Annotated in this window: 16 protein-coding genes and 1 pseudogene; 5 read left to right on the forward strand and 12 right to left on the reverse strand. The window is 75.0% G+C overall.

Features of this window, described 5'->3' with window-relative positions; all coding sequences use genetic code 11:
* Positions 1–1,031 (forward strand): LCP family protein (locus J5O08_RS15805; RefSeq protein ID WP_255590040.1); only part of this gene is annotated, 1,031 nt, incomplete at its 5' end.
* 131 nt (positions 1,032–1,162) lie between these two features.
* Here J5O08_RS15805 and J5O08_RS21135 read toward each other — a convergent pair.
* From J5O08_RS21135 to J5O08_RS15815, 3 genes and pseudogenes are all read right to left on the reverse strand, one after another.
* Positions 1,163–2,281: pseudogene (locus J5O08_RS21135) on the reverse strand (acyltransferase family protein); the annotation flags it as partial.
* Between the two features lie 48 nt (positions 2,282–2,329).
* The gene (purE, locus tag J5O08_RS15810) at positions 2,330–2,872 is read right to left on the reverse strand and encodes a 5-(carboxyamino)imidazole ribonucleotide mutase (protein ID WP_147794115.1); all 543 of its coding nucleotides are present in this window, start codon (positions 2,870–2,872) and stop codon (positions 2,330–2,332) included.
* Between the two features lie 35 nt (positions 2,873–2,907).
* Positions 2,908–4,074 (reverse strand): 5-(carboxyamino)imidazole ribonucleotide synthase, encoded by a 1,167-nt coding sequence (locus J5O08_RS15815; protein WP_218707865.1) that lies wholly within the window; start codon positions 4,072–4,074, stop codon positions 2,908–2,910.
* 129 nt (positions 4,075–4,203) lie between these two features.
* Between J5O08_RS15815 and J5O08_RS15820 the strand changes: the two genes are divergently transcribed.
* Genes J5O08_RS15820 through J5O08_RS15830 form a run of 3 tightly spaced genes read left to right on the forward strand, consistent with a single transcriptional unit; the run spans position 4,204 to position 7,825 of the window.
* Positions 4,204–4,863, forward strand: coding sequence for a NeuD/PglB/VioB family sugar acetyltransferase (locus tag J5O08_RS15820; protein WP_218707867.1), 660 nt, complete (start codon positions 4,204–4,206; stop codon positions 4,861–4,863).
* A complete protein-coding gene (locus J5O08_RS15825; RefSeq protein ID WP_218707869.1) occupies positions 4,860–5,966 on the forward strand; it encodes a DegT/DnrJ/EryC1/StrS aminotransferase family protein in 1,107 nt (368 codons plus the stop codon). The genes J5O08_RS15820 and J5O08_RS15825 overlap by 4 nt, the downstream gene beginning before the upstream one ends.
* Positions 5,963–7,825 (forward strand): hypothetical protein, encoded by a 1,863-nt coding sequence (locus J5O08_RS15830; protein ID WP_218707870.1) that lies wholly within the window; start codon positions 5,963–5,965, stop codon positions 7,823–7,825. Before J5O08_RS15825 ends, J5O08_RS15830 begins: the two co-directional genes overlap by 4 nt.
* Positions 7,826–7,841: 16 nt before the next feature.
* Here J5O08_RS15830 and J5O08_RS15835 read toward each other — a convergent pair whose 3' ends face one another.
* Genes J5O08_RS15835 through J5O08_RS15850 form a run of 4 tightly spaced genes read right to left on the reverse strand, consistent with a single transcriptional unit; the run spans position 7,842 to position 12,785 of the window.
* Positions 7,842–9,179 carry a glycosyltransferase gene (locus J5O08_RS15835; protein ID WP_218707871.1) on the reverse strand — a complete coding sequence of 446 codons (1,338 nt, stop codon included), beginning with the start codon at positions 9,177–9,179 and terminating at the stop codon, positions 7,842–7,844.
* Entirely contained in the window at positions 9,176–10,213 is a 1,038-nt protein-coding gene (locus tag J5O08_RS15840; protein ID WP_218707872.1) for a glycosyltransferase family 4 protein, read from the reverse strand. The genes J5O08_RS15835 and J5O08_RS15840 overlap by 4 nt, the downstream gene beginning before the upstream one ends.
* Entirely contained in the window at positions 10,210–11,247 is a 1,038-nt protein-coding gene (locus J5O08_RS15845; RefSeq protein WP_218707873.1) for a glycosyltransferase family 4 protein, read from the reverse strand. The genes J5O08_RS15840 and J5O08_RS15845 overlap by 4 nt, the downstream gene beginning before the upstream one ends.
* Positions 11,244–12,785, reverse strand: a complete 1,542-nt coding sequence (locus J5O08_RS15850) for an FkbM family methyltransferase (RefSeq protein ID WP_218707874.1) — start codon at positions 12,783–12,785, stop codon at positions 11,244–11,246. The genes J5O08_RS15845 and J5O08_RS15850 overlap by 4 nt, the downstream gene beginning before the upstream one ends.
* A gap of 156 nt (positions 12,786–12,941) precedes the next feature.
* Here J5O08_RS15850 and J5O08_RS15855 point away from each other — a divergent pair, with 156 nt between their 5' ends.
* Positions 12,942–13,559, forward strand: a complete 618-nt coding sequence (locus J5O08_RS15855; protein ID WP_308281661.1) for a GtrA family protein — start codon at positions 12,942–12,944, stop codon at positions 13,557–13,559.
* A gap of 22 nt (positions 13,560–13,581) precedes the next feature.
* On the opposite strand, the gene J5O08_RS15860 is transcribed toward J5O08_RS15855, so the two are convergent.
* From J5O08_RS15860 to J5O08_RS15880, 5 genes are read right to left on the reverse strand one after another with little or no spacing between them, the layout of a single operon-like run.
* The gene (locus J5O08_RS15860; protein ID WP_218707876.1) at positions 13,582–14,196 is read right to left on the reverse strand and encodes a trans-aconitate 2-methyltransferase; all 615 of its coding nucleotides are present in this window, start codon (positions 14,194–14,196) and stop codon (positions 13,582–13,584) included.
* A complete protein-coding gene (locus tag J5O08_RS15865) occupies positions 14,193–14,867 on the reverse strand; it encodes an NTP transferase domain-containing protein (protein ID WP_218707877.1) in 675 nt (224 codons plus the stop codon). The genes J5O08_RS15860 and J5O08_RS15865 overlap by 4 nt, the downstream gene beginning before the upstream one ends.
* A complete protein-coding gene (locus J5O08_RS15870; protein ID WP_218707878.1) occupies positions 14,840–15,439 on the reverse strand; it encodes an HAD-IB family phosphatase in 600 nt (199 codons plus the stop codon). Before J5O08_RS15870 ends, J5O08_RS15865 begins: the two co-directional genes overlap by 28 nt.
* Positions 15,436–16,374 carry a hypothetical protein gene (locus tag J5O08_RS21715; protein ID WP_218707879.1) on the reverse strand — a complete coding sequence of 313 codons (939 nt, stop codon included), beginning with the start codon at positions 16,372–16,374 and terminating at the stop codon, positions 15,436–15,438. Before J5O08_RS21715 ends, J5O08_RS15870 begins: the two co-directional genes overlap by 4 nt.
* Positions 16,371–17,156: a hypothetical protein gene (locus tag J5O08_RS15880; RefSeq protein ID WP_218707880.1), complete on the reverse strand. Its 786-nt coding sequence runs from the start codon at positions 17,154–17,156 to the stop codon at positions 16,371–16,373. The genes J5O08_RS21715 and J5O08_RS15880 overlap by 4 nt, the downstream gene beginning before the upstream one ends.
* Positions 17,157–17,220 lie beyond the last annotated feature (64 nt).

Raw genomic sequence — 17,220 nt, forward strand, 5'->3', positions numbered from 1 at the left:
GCGCACCGGGCACCCGCCCCGCCGACCCCGCCAGCGCGGCGCCGCCCACCGCCCCGCGCCGCCGGCGCCGCCGGGGCCGCGTGGTCGCCGCGGTGGTGGTCGTCGCGCTCGTGCTGCTGCTGGCCTGGCCCATCGGCCTGGTCCTCTGGGCGAACGGCAAGATCCAGCACGTCGCCGCGCTCTCGGGCGCCGCGGACACCCCGGGCACCACGTACCTGCTCGCCGGCTCCGACTCCCGCGAGGACGGTGCCATCGAGGACCCCGACACGGTCGGCGCGCGCACCGACACGATCCTGCTGCTGCAGGTCCCCGACTCGGGCCCGGCCGCGCTCATCTCGCTTCCCCGCGACACCTACGTCGACATCCCGGGCCACGACCCGAGCAAGCTGAACGCCGCGTTCGCCTGGGGCGGCGCCCCGCTGCTGGTCCAGACCGTCGAGGGGCTGACGGGCCTCACGGTCGACCACTACGTGGAGATCGGGTTCGGCGGCGTCGAGCGGATCGTCGACGCGCTCGGGGGCGTCGAGCTGTGCCTCGACGACAGCACCGGCATCTCGTTCCCGGTGAACGACACGAACTCCGGCCTCGTCTGGGACGCCCCCGGCTGCAAGACCGTCGACGGCGTCCAGGCGCTCGCCTACTCGCGCATGCGCTACTCCGACCCGTCCGGCGACATCGGCCGCGGCCTGCGCCAGCGTGCGCTGATCAGCGCGGTGGCCGCCAAAGCGGAGAACCCGGCGCTGCTGTTCCAGCCGGGCAAGCAGGTCTCGCTGATCGACTCCGGCACCGCCGTGCTGACGGCGAGCGACGAGACGGGCATCGTCGACCTCGGCCGGCTGGCGCTGGCGTTCCGCGCGGCCACCGGGCCGGGCGGCATCACCGGCACCCCGCCGATCAAGAGCCTGGACTACCGCCCGGGCAACGCCGGGTCCACCGTGCTCCTCGACCCGGACCAGACGCCGTCCTTCTTCGCGGCGATCCGGGACGGCTCCCTCGAGCCGGGCGTGGTCGGGGGCGTCCCCGGCTCCTGACCGGGCCGGAACCCGGCGCGCACCAGCCCGGCCAGCCCGACGAGCGCGTCCCGCACACGCTCGCAGCCCGCGGTGGTCGCGCGGCGCAGCCGGGGCCCGAACGGCTTCTCCACGAACCGGTGCACCAGCCACGCCAGCGCGAGCGAGAACGCGGTCGCCGCGGAGAGCACGGCCCAGACGGGCAGCCGGTCGTGCAGCAGGTGGATCACCCACAGGCCCCAGTACTCGTGCGTGAGGTACAGCGGGTAGGTCAGCGCGCCCGCGGCGGTGAGTCCGGCCCAGCGCCACCGCGCGAGCGGGGTCAGGGACACCAGGGCGACGAGGCCGACGCACGCCGGCAGCGCGACCGCGAGCAGCACCGCGCTCGGCTCGACCACGGAGTTCGCGCCCAGCGAGTGCATCCGGGCGGGCACGAGGGCCGCCGTCGCGACGGCGGTGTTGGCCGCCACCAGCAGCCACGGCACGACGGCGTGCCCGGTGCGGTGGATGACGTACAGCGCCATGCCGGCCGCGAACAGCGGGGCGTACGGCGCCACCAGCCAGGTCACGGCGTCCGACCAGCCCAGCGCCCGGGCCAGCATCGCCGCCGCCGGCCACAGCGCGGCGAACCACAGCACGCGCCGCCGGGTGATCCCGACCGCCGCGAACAGCGCGATCAGCACGTAGAACCGCAGCTCCACCCAGAGGGTCCAGTACACGCCGTCCACGTGCCCGACGTCGAACAGCGACTGCAGCAGCGTGAGGTTGACCAGCACCTGGCCGCCGGTGATCTGCTTGCCCTCCCAGACGAGCAGCAGCAGCGCGCCCGTCAGCAGGACCCCGGTCCAGTAGGCCGGGTACAGCCGCGCGACCCGGGAGCCGACGATGTCGGGCACCGACCGGCCCCAGGCCGTCATAAGGATGACGAACCCGCTGATGACGAAGAACAGCTCCGGCCCCAGCGACGTGTAGGTCGCCCAGCCGGCGACCGCGGGCGCGACCTCGACGAGGTCGCGCCCCCAGGCGTCGGTCTGCCGGGCGGTGAAGTGGTACGCGAGCACGCCGATCGCGGCGAGGAACCGCAAGGCGTCGAGCGCGGCGAGGCGAGGGGCCCGCGCGGCGGTGGAGGGGGTGCGGCCCGGCGCCGGGGCGGCGTCGGGCCGGGCGGTGCGGGGCGGCGCGGTGGTCGTCACCGTCTCGACGGTAGGTGTCGGACCGGCGGTCCGCCCGTCGAGGGGGCGGCCCCCGGCGCCTCTCGACGAGACCTTCACGCGCCGCTCGGGACGCCCTCGCGATGCTCAGGACCGCGTGCGCGGCGGTCAGCCGCCGAAGCCCACCGCGGGGCGGCGGCCGTCGCCGTGCAGGGAGCGCAGCCGCTCGCCCTTGGCGTCCGCCTGCGCACGCAGGTCGTCCTGGAACGCGAGCATCGCCGCCGCGAGCCGGCGCGCCGTCTCGTCGGTGCCCGCCCCGAGGATGCGGGCGGCGAGCAGCCCGGCGTTGCGCGCGCCGCCGATCGACACCGTCGCGACCGGCACGCCCGCGGGCATCTGCACGATCGACAGGAGCGAGTCCATCCCGTCGAGCCGGGCGAGCGGCACCGGCACGCCGATCACGGGCAGCGGCGTGACCGCCGCGAGCATGCCGGGCAGGTGAGCCGCCCCGCCCGCGCCCGCGATGATCGCGCGCAGCCCGCGCCCGGCGGCCTCGCGGCCGTAGGCGACCATCTTGTCCGGCTGCCGGTGCGCGGAGACGACGTCGACCTCCACCGGGACGTCGAACTCGGCGAGCGCCTCGGCCGCCGCCTCCATGACGGGCCAGTCCGAGTCCGAGCCCATGACGATGCCGACGAGCGGGGTGGCCATGCGGTGCCTCCGGTGGGGGGTGGGGGTGGGGCGGGTCAGGCGGGTGCGTCGCCGCGCAGCACGGCCGCCGCGGCGACCGCCCGGCGCCGCACGTCGGCCAGGTCGTCCCCGGACACGGTCACGTGCCCGAGCTTGCGGCCCGGGCGCACGCCCTTGCCGTACAGGTGCACCTTGGCGCCCGGGTCGAGCGCGGCCACCTCGGCCAGGCCGTCGGTGAGCGCGGCGCGGGTCGAGCCCAGCACGTTCGCCATCACGGTCCAGGGCGCGCGCGCCTCGGTCGCGCCGAGCGGCAGGTCGAGCACGGCGCGCAGGTGCTGCTCGAACTGGCTGGTCACGGCGCCGTCGATCGTCCAGTGCCCCGAGTTGTGCGGGCGCATCGCGAGCTCGTTCACCAGCACGCGCGGGGCGCCGCCGTCGGGGTCCGCGACCTCGAACAGCTCGACGGCCAGCACGCCGGTGACGCCCAGGCCCTCGGCCACCTCGCGGGCGATCCGCTCCGCGGTGGCCGCGGTGCGCGGGTCCAGGTCGGGCGCCGGGGCGACCACCTCGGCGCACACGCCGTCGCGCTGCACCGACTCGACGACGGGCCAGGTGCGCACCTCGCCGGACGGCGCGCGGGCCACGAGCGCCGCGAGCTCCCTCGTGAACGGCACCCGCTCCTCGGCCAGCAGCGGCGCCCCGGTGCCGTCGGAGGCCGCCGTCAGCCAGTCGGCCGCCTCGTCGGCGGACCGCACGACCCGCACGCCCTTGCCGTCGTAGCCGCCGCGGGCGGTCTTCACCACGGCGCTGCCGTCGCCGGCCGCCAGGAACGCGGCGAGGTCGTCGGCCGAGTCCAGCGGGGCCCACCGCGGGCACGGCACGCCGAGCGCGGTCAGCCGGGTGCGCATCACGATCTTGTCCTGCGCGTGCACCAGAGCGTCCGGGCCGGGGCGGACCGCGACGCCGCGGTCCTGCAGCTCGGTGAGCAGGCCGTTCGGCACGTGCTCGTGCTCGAACGTGAGCGCGTCGGCGCCGACCACGAGCGCCTCGACGGCCACCGGGTCCGCCGCCGCGCCCACGGGTGCGTCGACCACCACCTGCGCCGCCGACGACACCGCGTCCTCGACCAGCACCCGCAGGTGCACGCCGAGCGCCGTCGCCGCGGGCGCCATCATGCGGGCGAGCTGCCCACCACCGACCACTGCCACCACGGGTGCTGCCACGACGGGTGAGCCTAACCGACCAGCACCGCACGACCGGGGCGGATACCACGCCGGGACCGAGGTCGCACCGGCGGCGACCGGGCCTTCGATATAGTCACCCGGGACAACTGGCCACACGTGAGGAACGGCATGACGCAGGCGGTACGGGGGCAGACCGCGCACGGGGTCGTGATCATCGGCAACGGCGGGCACGCGCGTTCCTGCGTCGACGCCTGGCCCGTGGCCTCCGACCTGCAGCCGATCGGCTGCACCGGCCACGACCCCGACGAGCACGGCGAGGTCCCCTACCTGGGCGGCGACGACGCCCTCCCGGGGCTGGTCCGCGCGGGCGTGCGTCACGCCTTCGTCGCGATCGGCACACCGGGCCTGCGGGCCCGGCTCGCCCGCGGCGCCACCGACCTCGGGCTCGAGCTCGTGCCCCTGGTGGCGGACAGCGCCCAGGTCGCGCGCACCGCGCAGGTGGGACCGGGCGCCGCCGTGCTGCGGAGCGCCGTCCTCGGTGCCTACGCGCGGCTCGGCGAGGGCGCCATCCTCAACACCGGTGCCACCGTCGACCACGACTGCACCGTCGGGGACTTCGCGCACGTCGCCCCCGGAGCCCACCTGGCCGGCACCGTGACCGTCGGCGCCCACGCGCTGATCGGCGTCGGCGCCAGCATCCGTCCCGGCATCGCCGTCGGCGACGGGGCCGTCGTCGGTGCCGGCGCCGTCGTCGTCCGCGACGTCCCCGCCGGCACCACCGTCGTCGGCAACCCCGCCCGCCCGCTCCCCCAGAAGGCCATCGCATGATCCACGCCGCCGCCCCCGACCTCTCGGGCAACGAGAAGACCTACGTCGCGGAGTGCCTCGACTCCACCTGGATCTCGTCCGCCGGGAAGTTCATCGACGAGTTCGAGCTGCGGTTCGCCGAGCTGTGCGGCGCGAAGCACGCCATCGCGACGAACAACGGCACGACGGCGCTGCACCTGGCGCTCGCCGCGCTGGGCATCGGCCCCGGCGACGAGGTGATCGTCCCGGTGCTGACCTACATCGCGTCGGCCAACGCCGTGCGGTACTGCGGCGCCGAGCCGGTGTTCGTGGACGTCGACGACTCGATGAACCTCGACCCCGCGCTCCTCGAGGCCGCGATCACCCCGCGCACCCGCGCGATCATGCCCGTGGACCTGTACGGCAACCCCGCGGACCTCCCGGCGGTACGCGCCGTCGCCGAACGGCACGGCCTCCTGGTCGTGCAGGACGCCGCGGAGGCGCACGGCGCCGAGGTCGGCGGCCGCCGGGTCGGCTCGATGGCCGACGCCACGTCGTTCAGCTTCTTCGGCAACAAGATCGTCACCACCGGCGAGGGCGGCGCGGTCACCACCGACGACGACGCGCTCGCCGCCCGTCTGCGGCTGCTCCGCGGCCAGGGCATGGACCCGCAGCGCCGCTACTGGTTCCCCGAGGTCGGGTTCAACTACCGGATGACGAACGTGGCCGCCGCGATCGGCGTCGCCCAGCTCGAGCGCTTCGACGAGATGATCGCGACCCGCGACCGGCTGGCCGCGCGCTACGACGAGCTCCTGGGCGACCTCGCAGACGTGACGCTCCCGACGCAGCGCCCCGGGACGCGCCGCGTGAACTGGATGTACACGATCACCTGCGACGACCTCACGCTCGAGCAGCGCGACGCGGTGATCCGCGGCCTCGCCGAGGACGGCATCGAGACCCGGCCCGTGTTCCACCCGCTGCACCACCTGCCGCCGTACGAGCAGGAGCACGGTCGGTACCCGGTCGCGGAGCGGCTCGGCGCCACCGGCATCTCGCTGCCGACCCACGTGGGACTGAGCGACGCCGACCTGGTCCGCGTCGCCGCGCGGCTGGCGGAGCGGCTGGCCGAGGTGCGCTCGGCGTGACGGTCCCGGCGCGGCGGCCGTGGGTGCCGACGCGTCTCCTGACGCACCTGCGCGGGGTCGGCGCGGGCGCCTGGCTCGTCGCCGTGCTCGGCGTGGTCGTCTGGGTCGGGCTGCTGCAGCTGCACGGCTTCTGGTTCGGCCGGAGCCAGCCCGCCCTCATGACGCTGCAGGGTGCCGGAGTGATCCAGTGCATGCACGACATGGGCCTGTCCAGCCTCTGGTCGACATGCGGCTCGCTCGGGGTTCCCGTCGGGCTCCCGCTCCTCACCGGGCTGCCGCAGATCGGCCTCGGCTGGCTCGTGAGCTACGTCCCCGGGGTGCCGGACGCGTGGGCGGCGCACCAGGTCTCGCACGCGCTGGTGCTCGCCGGCTCGCTCGCGTCGACGTACCACCTGATGCGCCGCTGGGCCGCGCCCCGGTGGGTCGCGCTGCTCACCGGGGCGTCGTACCTCGCCTCGCCGAGCGTGCTCGCGATGAACGGCTTCGCCTACACGTACGACGGGTTCGTGCTCCTGCCGGCCTACCTGCTGGCTGCGTTGGTCGTCATCGACCTGGTGCACGGAGGCCGGTGGGTGCTCGGCACCTGCCTGGCGCTGCCCCTGGCCCTCGTGGCGGCGTTCACCGACGGCTACTCCCTGTTTGCCGCGACGCTGATGATCGGCGCGGTGACGATCGCGCGGTGCACGGACCGGGCGGTCCCCCCGGTCCGGCGACTGGGCGCCGTCATGGTCCTCGGGGCGTCGCTGACGGTCGCGGTCGTCGCGTACGTCGCGTACGTGCCGTCGACCGTCACCGAGATCCCGGTGGGCATGGGCGGGTTCCGCTACCTCGGGCTCGACGTGGCCACCCTGGTCCTGCCCCAGCCGACGACCTGGTGGGGTGCCCTGGTCGGTGCCGAGTCGCTCGCGGGTCGGCTCTGGGGCGACGGCTCGAACGTCATCGCGAACTACGTCGGCGTGCTCACGCCGGCCCTGGCGGTCGCCTACCTGGCGCTGCGGCGCCGACGGGCGGGCGGCGAGCGCCGGGTGGTGCTGGCCCTGGGGATCGCCGCTCTCGTCGCGCTCGTCCTCGCGCTCGGGCCGGCGCTCAAGGTCTACTCCCTCGCCCAGCCGGTGGAGCCCGGGTGGGACGTGCCGACGTCGATGACGACGCTCGGGCTGCCGACCACCTGGGTGTACGAGCACGTGCCCGGGTTCGAGGCCATGCGTGCGACGTACCGCTGGTTCCTGCTGACGCGGTTCGTCCTCGTCGTGCTGGCGGGGCTCGGGCTGTCGGCCATCTGGGCCCGCGCCCGCGAGAGCAGCCGTCCCGCGGTCCTGCGGTCGGTGGCGCTGGGCGCCGCCGCCCTCCTCGTGGTCGAGACGGCGCCCAACGTCCCCGACGCTCTCGAGACGACCGACCGGTACGACGCGCACGTCCGGGCGCTCCGCGAGGGGGTGATCGCGGACGGGATCGAGCTGATCCGTCCCGGGGAGCGCGTCCTCATGCTGCCCACCGTCAACGACTTCCTCGCACCCGGGCTGATCCCGTTCACGGGCGCGTCCGCGTTCAACGCGGCACCCGACAAGAACTACCTCTACGCGATGCCCTCCTGGCCGGAACCGGTGCTCGACGCGCGTGAGGCGTGGTACTCGAACGAGCGCCGCGCGGACGCGGTGTGCCGCGTGCTCGAGCAGGAGGCGGACGCCGTCGTGCTTCCCGTCGTCGACCCGATGTACGACGTCATGTCCTGGCCGCCGCTCGACGCGCGCACGGCGAACTACCGCTGGATCGCCGACCAGCTGGCGACCGACGAGCGCTTCGTCGCCGAGCGGCGCGACTGGCTGACCGTGCTGCGGCCGAGCGGCGTCGCCTGCTGACGCTGCGCGTGCGGCCTCAGGCGGGCGGAGCCACCGAGGCCCCCTGTGGCGGCGGCCACACCGCCGGTGTCGCCGCGAACAGCTCCGCGACCCGGTCCGCGGCGCGGGAGACGAACTCGTCGGAGGTGTCCAGCCCGGTGTCCGCGAGCGCCTCGCCCAGCGCGTCGAGGAGCCCGGTGCGCGGGCCGGCGCCGCACGTCGCAGCGAGCACCTCGAGGAGCCGGGCGGCATACACCCGGGGGTGGTGCCGGTGCTCGACGTACGCGCGCGCCGCGGCGCTCACCGCGGGCAGGTCGGAGTCCAGCAGCGCGGCGGTCGCGTCGGCCACGTCGGCCGCCGCGAGCGGCTTCGGGACGTGCCGCACGAACGCCCCCTGGACCTCGGCGTAGCTGCCGTCGCTCACCGTCACCACCGGGAGCCCGGAGGCGAGGCTCTCGAGCAGCGAGTACGACGCGCCCTCCAGGCACGGCTCGCGCAGCGCGATCGCCACGTCGGCGTGCTGCCGGAGCGCCGCGAGCGTCTCGTCCGACGGGTCGTCGAACACCGTCGCCGCCCCCTCGACGCCGTGGCGGCGCAGCAGGGCGCGGACGTCCGCGACCGTCAGGCCCGCGGGACGGCCGGCGACCACGAGGTGCGCCGCGCGCCGACGCACCACGTCCGCGAAGGCCTCGACCACGACGTCGATGCGCTTGTTGCCGTGGAACAGGCCTGCCTGGAGGACGAGCGGCACGTCCGCCGGCAGCCCGAGCTGCTCGCGCGTCGTCTCGGGAGCGGCGGTCTCGAGGACCGGCAGCCCGAGCTCGACGACGTCCGGCAGCACGACACCCTCGGTGGCGCGGCGCGCGAACCGGGAGTGCACCACGACCACGCTCGCACCCAGGGCGGCGGTGGAGATCATGGGGAACGTCGGGCCCAGCTCGACCGACCACGGCGGGGTCTCCGGCGAGCCTGCCAGCACGCGCTCCGCGAGCCGCGCCGCGTCCTCGCCGTACCAGCGCCCGAGCTCGTGCGGGTACGCGGACAGCTCCAGCAGCTGCTCGTGGAACAGGCTGGTCATGACGACGTCGTGCATGACCACGAGACCGGGCACCTCGAGCGAGGCCTGCCACAGCGCGAGGTGGTTCGGCGCGTGGTTGCCGAGGTGGTAGACGACGTGGTCGTAGCCGCGCAGCGCCTCGAGGTCGACCGCCTCGAGAGGGCGGGCCGTGCCGGACCACACCCGGCCCCCGACGCCGCGCGGGTGCCAGACGTCCACGGTGACCCCCGGGAGCAGGGCGAGCTCCTCGACCACGATCTCGCTCACGCGGCCGATCGCGCTCTGCGGGCTGAACGGCGTGCACCACGCGATCCTCATCGCAGCAGCTCCTTGATCACGTGCTCCCACGACAGGTTGAGCTCGGCGACCGCGCCGAGGGCGGCCCGCCCCATCCCCTCCGACCGCGGACGGTCCTCCGCCAGCCGGTCGAACGCGCCGGCGACCTGCTCCGGCGCCGGGTCGACCACCAGGCCGGTCTCGCCGTCCCGCACCAGGTTGAGGATGCCGCCGGAGTCGGTCACCGTGACGACCGGCTTGCTCGCCGTCATGGCCTCGGCGGTCACGTAGCCGAACGAGTCCTCGTCGATGGGGAAGTACGCGACACCGAGTGCGCCCGCCAGCAGCTCGCGCTTCTCCGCGGTCTCCAGGAACCGCAGGCGGAGCTCGACCCGGTCCTCCAGGCCGTGCCGCTCGACCGCAGCACGCAGGGCGTCGGCGGTCTCCTCGCTCTCGGGCTGCCCCGCGACGACGAGCCGCACGTCCGACCGGGTGCGTGCCATCGCCTCCACCGCGAGGAGCGGGCGCTTGCCCGTCGCGACGCGACCCAGGCACAGCACGTAGTCCCCGGCCGGGCCACCGACGATCTGGCCCTCGTCGGGCAGCGGCGGGTGCAGCACCGTCGCGTCGACGCCGTTGAACCGCGACAGCCGGTCGCGGGTCACGGTGTCGTTGGTGAAGACCCGTCGCGCGCGGCGCAGCGCCGTCGTGTCCGCGTGCTCGATCGCGTGCCGGAGCCCCTGCCAGCGCGGGTCGGCCACGTCCGGGCCCCACGGCGTACCCCACAGGTCGTACACCTGCCGGAACTGGTGCAGCAGCCAGACGGTGACCGCCGGGTGCGGGATGAGGTACGCGGGGAACTTGAGGGCGATCACCCGGTCGACGTCCCTCAGGTCGACGGTGCGCGCGTAGAGCATCACGTCCGCGACCTCGGCGGGATCCTCCCAGCGCAGGGGGATCCGCAGCTGCTCGGCCTGATGGCCGCGGGCGTTCAGCTCCCGGACCAGGGCGTCGGCGAGGAGCTCGGCCCCTCCGCGGATGAACGGCACGCCGTTCGTGGCGACGAGGACCCTCATGCCAGCAGCCTCTCCACGACGTGGTCCCACGAGATCTGGAGCTCGTCGACCCGGCCCGCCTGGGCAGCCCCCAGCCGCCCGGCCAGCTCGCGGTCCGACCACAGGCGGTCGAACGCCTGCGCGAGCGCCGCCGGCTGCGGGTCGACGACGAGCCCGTTCCGGCCGTCCTCGACCAGCTCGACCACTCCTCCGCTGTCCGTCGTGGTCACGACCGGCCGGCCCATGACCGCCGCCTCCAGGGAGGGATAGCCGTAGGAGTCCTCGTCCACGGGGAAGTACGCCGTCGCGAGGGACGAGGCGATCGCGCCGCGCTTGTCCTGCTCGGACACCCAGCCGCCGCTGACCGTCACCCGGTCCTGGAGCCCGTTCGCCTCGACGACCTCACGGATGCGCCGTGCGTACGCGGAGCGCTCGTCGTCGAAGGCCCCGACGATGGCCAGCCGCACCGGGGTCCGGGTGAGCGCGAGCGCCTCGACCGCGAGCAGCTGCCGCTTGTGGTCGATCACCCGTGAGACGTAGACGATCTCGTCGCCGGCGACCGCGGGCGCGTAACCGCCGGCGGGGTCCAGCGGCGGGTACAGGACCTCGGCCTCGACCCGGTTGTACTGCTGAAGCCGACGGCGCATGACCTCGGAGTTGCAGAACACCTTCGACTCGGCGAGGGCCACGTCGTCCGACGCGAACATCATGCGCCGGAACTCGCGCCCGTCCGCGTCGTCCGGGACGTCGCGCGCCGAGTCCCACAGGTCGTAGGACGGTCGGTGGTGGTGCACGAACCAGACGCTCTTGCGCGGGTGCCGCAGCAGGTGGCTCGGCGTCCGGACCGCGACCAGGCGGTCGCACCGGTCGGTGAGGTCCAGCGACCGAAGGCCGACGAGCTGCGCCGGCATCGTCGCGGGGTCCGTGGTGAAGGGGAAGCGGAACACCTCGACCTCGTGGCCCCGTTCGGCGATCGCGGCGGCGAGCCAGTCCACGATCAGGCTGGCACCCCCCTGGACGAACGGCACGGAGGAGGTGGCGACGACGACCTTCATGCGTCGGCGTTCTCCGCCGGGCGCACGAGGCGCACGGTCGCCCGCCCGCGCGCGCCGGCACCGAGCACCTCGTGCCGCCACCCGAGACGGGACGCCCCGGCGAGGAAGTCGGCCGTCGACGAGCCCGCACGCCGCAGCTGCTCGTCGTCGAGCTCGGCCAGCACGACCACCTGCGGGTTCTCGCCCACCACGCGTTCCATCCCGCGCAGCACGGCAGGCTCCGCGCCGACGGCGTCCAGCTTGACGACGTCCACGCGAGCGCCCTCCGGGATCGCGCGGTCGAGCGTCGTGACCTCGACCTCGACCAGTCCGTCGTGGTCGTCGCCCGGGAAGAGCGAGTTGCGACCCGAGTCGTCGTCGTGCACCGCGAACGGGGACGTCCCCACACGGTCGGCGACGGCCGCCTCGACCACGCGCACGGTGCTTCCGCCCAGCCCGTTCAGCTCCACGTTCTGCCGCAGCACACCGGCGGACACGGGGGCGGGCTCGAACGCCACGACCGACCCGGACGGGCCGACGCGCCGCGCCATCTCCACGGTGTACAGACCGATGCTCGCCCCGACGTCGACGAATGCGCACCCCGGGCCGACGTGCGCGCGCACGACCTCGGCGACCTCCGGCTCGGGGTGGCCACGGTGGGCCAGCTGGGCGGCGAGCCGCCACTCACCGGCCGGCACGCCGAGCAGCAGCTCGCCGACCGTGATCACCCGGACGTCCGGCCTCGCCTCGAGCCGCCGGAGCCGGCGCTCGAGGTCGCCCTGGTCGGCGGCGGCCGCGCGACCCGCGGCGCCGACGGGCGCGATCCCGGTGGCGGGAGCGACCCGTGGGGCGGGCGCCGCCGCGGCGACGGCGCGGGTCACCGTGGCCCCGCCGCGCGACGCGAGCTGCAGCGTGGCGTAGTCCAGCGCCCGGCGGGCGGCGCGGTCCCTGCGCCAACGCGCCAGCGGGTGCCGGCCCGGCAGGTGCGCGTCCAGCACCGCGTGCGGCGCCTCGCGCCGCGCCACCCGGATGACCGCCTGCTCGAGGTCGGACGGCCCCGCACCCGGCACCCACCGCAGGAGCTCGGTCGCGAGCACGAGCTGCCAGGGCGCCGGCCGGGCGGGGTCCAGGTCGAGGGCCACGACCTCGAGCGGCACGCCGCGCCGCTCGCGCTCCATCCGGTCCTGCCGGCCGTCCTCGACCTCCGAGCCGCGCACGGCGAGCTCGAGCCCGATCATGCGGAGCTCCGCGACCGAGGGCTCGCGGTCCGCGCCGCGGCGCGCCTGCGCCTCGTCGGACCCCAGCACGGCGTCGCGCACCATCTCCTCCGACGCGCCCGCGCGGAGCACCGCGACGTTGTCGCGGAACCCCTGGGGGTCGGGGCGACGGCCCAGCGCGACCTCGTACAGGCCCAGGACGAACAGCATGCCGGGGTCGAGCGAGGCGGAGACGTCCGCGAGCACGTCCGGTCGCCCGGTCCCCGGGGCCGAGGGCCCGTCGGTGCGGTCCCACGCCCGCGCCCGCAGATGGGTCCTGACGGCCTCGGCGTTCAGCGGCACAGCAGCTCTTCCCTTCCGTCGCACGTACGCGTCGCCTGCCCCGACGACCGTGGCGCACGTCCCAGGAAGCCTACCGACAATTGTGAAGGTCCTGCGCACGCGTCCCGACGGCCCTCCGCACAGCGCGCCCCCAGCGGCCGGGGCTACCGTTGTCCGGTGCCCTCCCCCCACGTGCCCGGCGCCGTCCACGGGCCGGCCCCCGCCGCGCCCCGGCCGCGCGGCACCCTCCGCGGAGTCCCGTTGCGCGAGCGCGCGGCCGAGCTGTTCCGGTTCGGCTCCGTGGGCACGGTCGCGTTCGTCGTGGACATGGGCGTGTACAACCTGCTCCGGTTCGGGCCGGTGGGCGTGCTGCACGAGAAGCCGCTCACCGCGCGCGTCGTCGCCGTCGCGCTGGCGACGCTCGTCTCCTGGCTCGGCAGCCGGCACTGGACGTTCGCGGGCCAGCGCACCCACCGCGGCGGCCGCGAGCTCCTGCTGTTCGCCGTGATCAACGTCCTCGGCATCGGCATCACCGTCGGGACGCTGGCGTTCTCGCACTACGTCCTCGGCTACGCAGGACCGTTCGCCGACAACGTGGCCAACGTCGTCGGGATCGTGCTCGGCACCGTCGTCCGCTACGTCGGGTACAAGACGTTCGTCTTCACCGGCACGGCGACGATCCCGACCGCGCTCGCCGAGGTGGGGCACCGTGCACGGGAGCGGGGGTTGGCACCTGACGTCCGCGACGCCGTCCCCCACCCCGCGGCGGACGGTGACCGCCGCTCCCCCGCCTGACGCGGTCAGCGGGCCGGCCCCGTCAGCGGCAGACGAACGCCGCGTGCAGCGAGTTCTCCCAGCGGTTGAGCTCCTCCGGGTACCGGACCACCTCCACGGAGCCGAAGACCTCGCGGAGCCGCTCGGCCTGGCGGTCCACCTGCGGGTACCGGCCGACGTAGCGTCGGCCGAACGCCTCCGACCACGCGTCGACCTCGACGTCGTCGTCCCGGCCGCACTGGTTCTTCACGACGACCAGGCCGTCCGGGGCGGCGTCGCGCAGCAGCCGGTAGGTCGCCGCCTCCTGCTCGGGCGTCAGGTGCGTCACCACTCCGAAGAGCGTGGCCACGTCGGACGGGCCGTCCGGGCGGTAGGAGGTCAGCTCGGAGACCACCGTCGTGATCCGCGGGTCCTCGGGGATGCGCTCGAGGAACTCGGGGATCATGTCGACGGCCGTCACGTGGCTGAACTTGTCGAGCAGCGCGAGGAACAGGTCACCGGTCCCGCAGCCGAGGTCGAGCAGCGTGCTCCCGGGCTCGGTCAACGAGTCCAGCAGGGCCACGTCGACCGCGAGCATCTGCTCGTCCGTCCAGCGGATGGACGACGTGGTGGCACGCGCCCGGTCCTTCCAGAACTCGTGCGCGAAATCGTCGATCATGACAGCCCCGTCTCGTCGGTCAGGTAGCGGATCCAGTCGGCCATCGCCGGCACCTCGTCCGGGAAGTCGACCTCGCGCGCGCGGATGGGCCGCGCACGAACCGGCAGCAGGCCGCGGACCAGCTCGAAGACGTGTCCGTCGTCGGGACCCAGCCGGGCGTCCCGGGGGTCGAAGGTGATCAGCCCGGACCACTCGCGGTCGCCGGGACGCAGCTCGCGGTCGAAGCCGTGCGCCACCAGGCCCTCGTCGTCGTGCGCCACCCGCACGAGCACCGGCTCGTTGCTCTGCACGGGCAGCACCCCGAGCGTCGGCTCCTCGGCGTGCACGAAGGCGGTGAGGTCGTCCGGGTGCACGATCAGGTCGCAGTCCAGCGAGACCACCCGTCCGTCGACGCCCCGGGCGCCCCGCACCAGGCTGGACGCGGTCCCGGTGGACAGGTACTGGTGGTTGAGGACGACCGTGGCGTCGGGCCGCGCCGCGAACACGACGTCGGCGACCTCCGACGCCTGGTAGCCGAGCACCACCCGCACATCGGGTACGTCCCCCAGCATCGCGAGCTGCCAGGCGATGAGCGGCCGCCCCTCCACCTCGAGCAGCGCCTTCGGGCGGTCGAGCCCGAGGCGCGACCCCAGGCCCGCGGCGTTCACCACCACTGACGCAGGAACCGGCACAGGGTCTCCTCTCGCGCGAAGGCGTAGTCAGCCACCTCCATGAGCGGCCGGGCCGCCGCGTGGACGCCGCACCAGGCGACGCCCACGTCCGCGTGCCGCACCATGACCGCGTCGTTCGCTCCGTCACCGATGGCGATCGAGAACTCGGCGGGGTACCGCTCGAACGCGGTCTGCTTGTTCAGGACCGTGCGCACGCCGCGCACGCGCCCGTCGGCCACGTCGGCCTCGGAGGCGAGCCCGCGCAGGCCGTGCCGCTCGAGGAACGGGGCGATCCACACGTCCAGGTTGCCCGTCACGACGACCACCCGCTCCGGGTGTTCCAGCAGGAGCCCCAGGAGCTCCTCGAACACGGGCGCCGCCAGGATCGCCTCGTGCACCGCCGCGACCGGGACGTCACGGAGCATCTCCACCCGGCGCCGGAAGCTGACGTCGAAGGGCAGCCGCCCGGACAGCGTGTCGTCCGTCAGCCGCTCCATCTCCTGCTCGATGCCGGCGCGCCGGGCGATCGCCGGCAACAGCTCGGTGCGGGTCAGCGTGCCGTCGAGGTCGACGAACACGGTGGGCGCGGTCACGCCCGCCCCCGCGCGAGCGCGTCGGACACGGCCGACAGGAACGCCTCGACGTCGAACGGGGCAGCCCCTGGCCGCACCCGTCCCGCCCGCTGCGCCGCGACGGGGAAGTCCTCGTCGCGGCAGACCACCAGGTCGACCGAGTCGAGCTGCCCCGCGAAGGTGCGGTCGCCCTCCGGAGGCAGCACGACCAGCGGGCGGTGCCCCGCGTCCGACGCCTCGGCCAGCACGGAGCTGGGCCCGTTGGTCACGACGAGCGGGGTGTGCCGTGCGACCAGCGCCGCGGGGAGGAGCGGGTCGAGCAGCGGGACGCCGTCCTCGCGGAGCGCGTCGGCGAGGCTCTCGATGCCCGGCCACACCGGCAGCTTCACGGCGAGCCCCGAGGCGAGCGTGCGAGCCAGCGTCCGGCGCACGAAGTGCGGCCCGCCCTGGTCCATCAGCCAGCGGACCTGGGTGAGGAACAGGACGCCGCGGTCGACGGGGACGGACGACCAGTCCGTGCGGTCCGGCCCGGCCGTCCCCGCCCAGCCCACGACCACGGTCGGCACGTGCGCCGACGCCCACCAGGCGTCGCGGTCGGCCGCCGCGTACAGGTCCACCGTCTGCAGGAGGTCGACCTCGCTGTCCAGGACCGGTTCGGACAGGTCGTGCGGGACGTAGACGAGCAGCTCGGCGCCGAGGCGCTCGCGCAGCACCTGCGGGGCCACGTAGTGGCTGGTCAGACCGGTGAACTCGTCGTACACGCGGCCCGACATCGCGAGGTGCTGCGACGACACGAGCACCAGCGGCCCGTCCCCGGGCGGCACGACGGACGCGTCCGCCGCGCGGTCCGCGAGGTCCACGACGACGGTCGGGTGGCCCAGGTCCGTCAGCCGCCGGCCCAGCGGACGCAGCGAGAGCTCCGCACCCAGGCCGACAAGGAGGAAGCGCGGGCTCACCGGTCGGTCTCCGTCGCGACGCGCCGGGCGAGCAGCCAGGTCACGGCAGGGAGATCGGCCGAGTCGCCGTCCCCCAGCAGCCGGCCCGGTGTCGGGGTGGCCAGGGTCGTGGCGAGCACGGTCGCGGTGGCACCGTGGCGCGGGCGGTGCGCGACGCGGACCTCGGTGAAGCCGAGCTCGTGCAGGGCGTCGCGCAGCCGGGCGCGCCCGGGCGCCGTCTCGTCCGCCGGGCGCGTCGGGTCGACCACCGACGGCACGACGACCGCGTCACGGACCGCGCGCAGCACATCCGGGCGGACCCGCCGCAGCGCGGCCAGGTCACCGCCCGCCGTGATCACGAGGACGTCCATCTGCGGCGCGGGCACCCGGTCGTCGAGGCCGGCGACGACCTGCGTGCCCCGTTCCCGGTCACCCAGCTCGTCCGCCAGCTCGGGCGCGTACCGCCCCACCACGCGCACCCGCGACCCCGGCCGCAGGTCCAGCAGGCCCCACGGGAAGCCCTCCAGCGCGTGGTGCACGCCGGGTCCGGGCACCGGGTCGGCGAGCTCGGTCAGGCCCCGGGACGCGAGGATCCGGGCGGCTGCCTGGTCGGCGGGCGCCCTGTCGACCTCGCCAGCGCCGGCCAGGGCGAGCGCCCGCTCCGCGTACCGGGGCGTGGCGCGCAGCGCGTCGACGAGCGCGTCGACCGACTCCGTCTCGCGCCAGTACGCGAGGCCCTCGGCGTCCGGTGGGTGCCCCAGCAGGGCTCGGTAGAGGGCGACGACGACTTCCTGTCCGAGCACGGGGTCCCTTCTCGCTGCGGCTCCGTCCGGTGACGCCCGAGGTTACCCCAGGCCGTGGCGCCCG

Source organism: Cellulomonas sp. PS-H5, from assembly GCF_019265565.1.
Classification (GTDB): Bacteria; Actinomycetota; Actinomycetes; order Actinomycetales; family Cellulomonadaceae; genus Cellulomonas.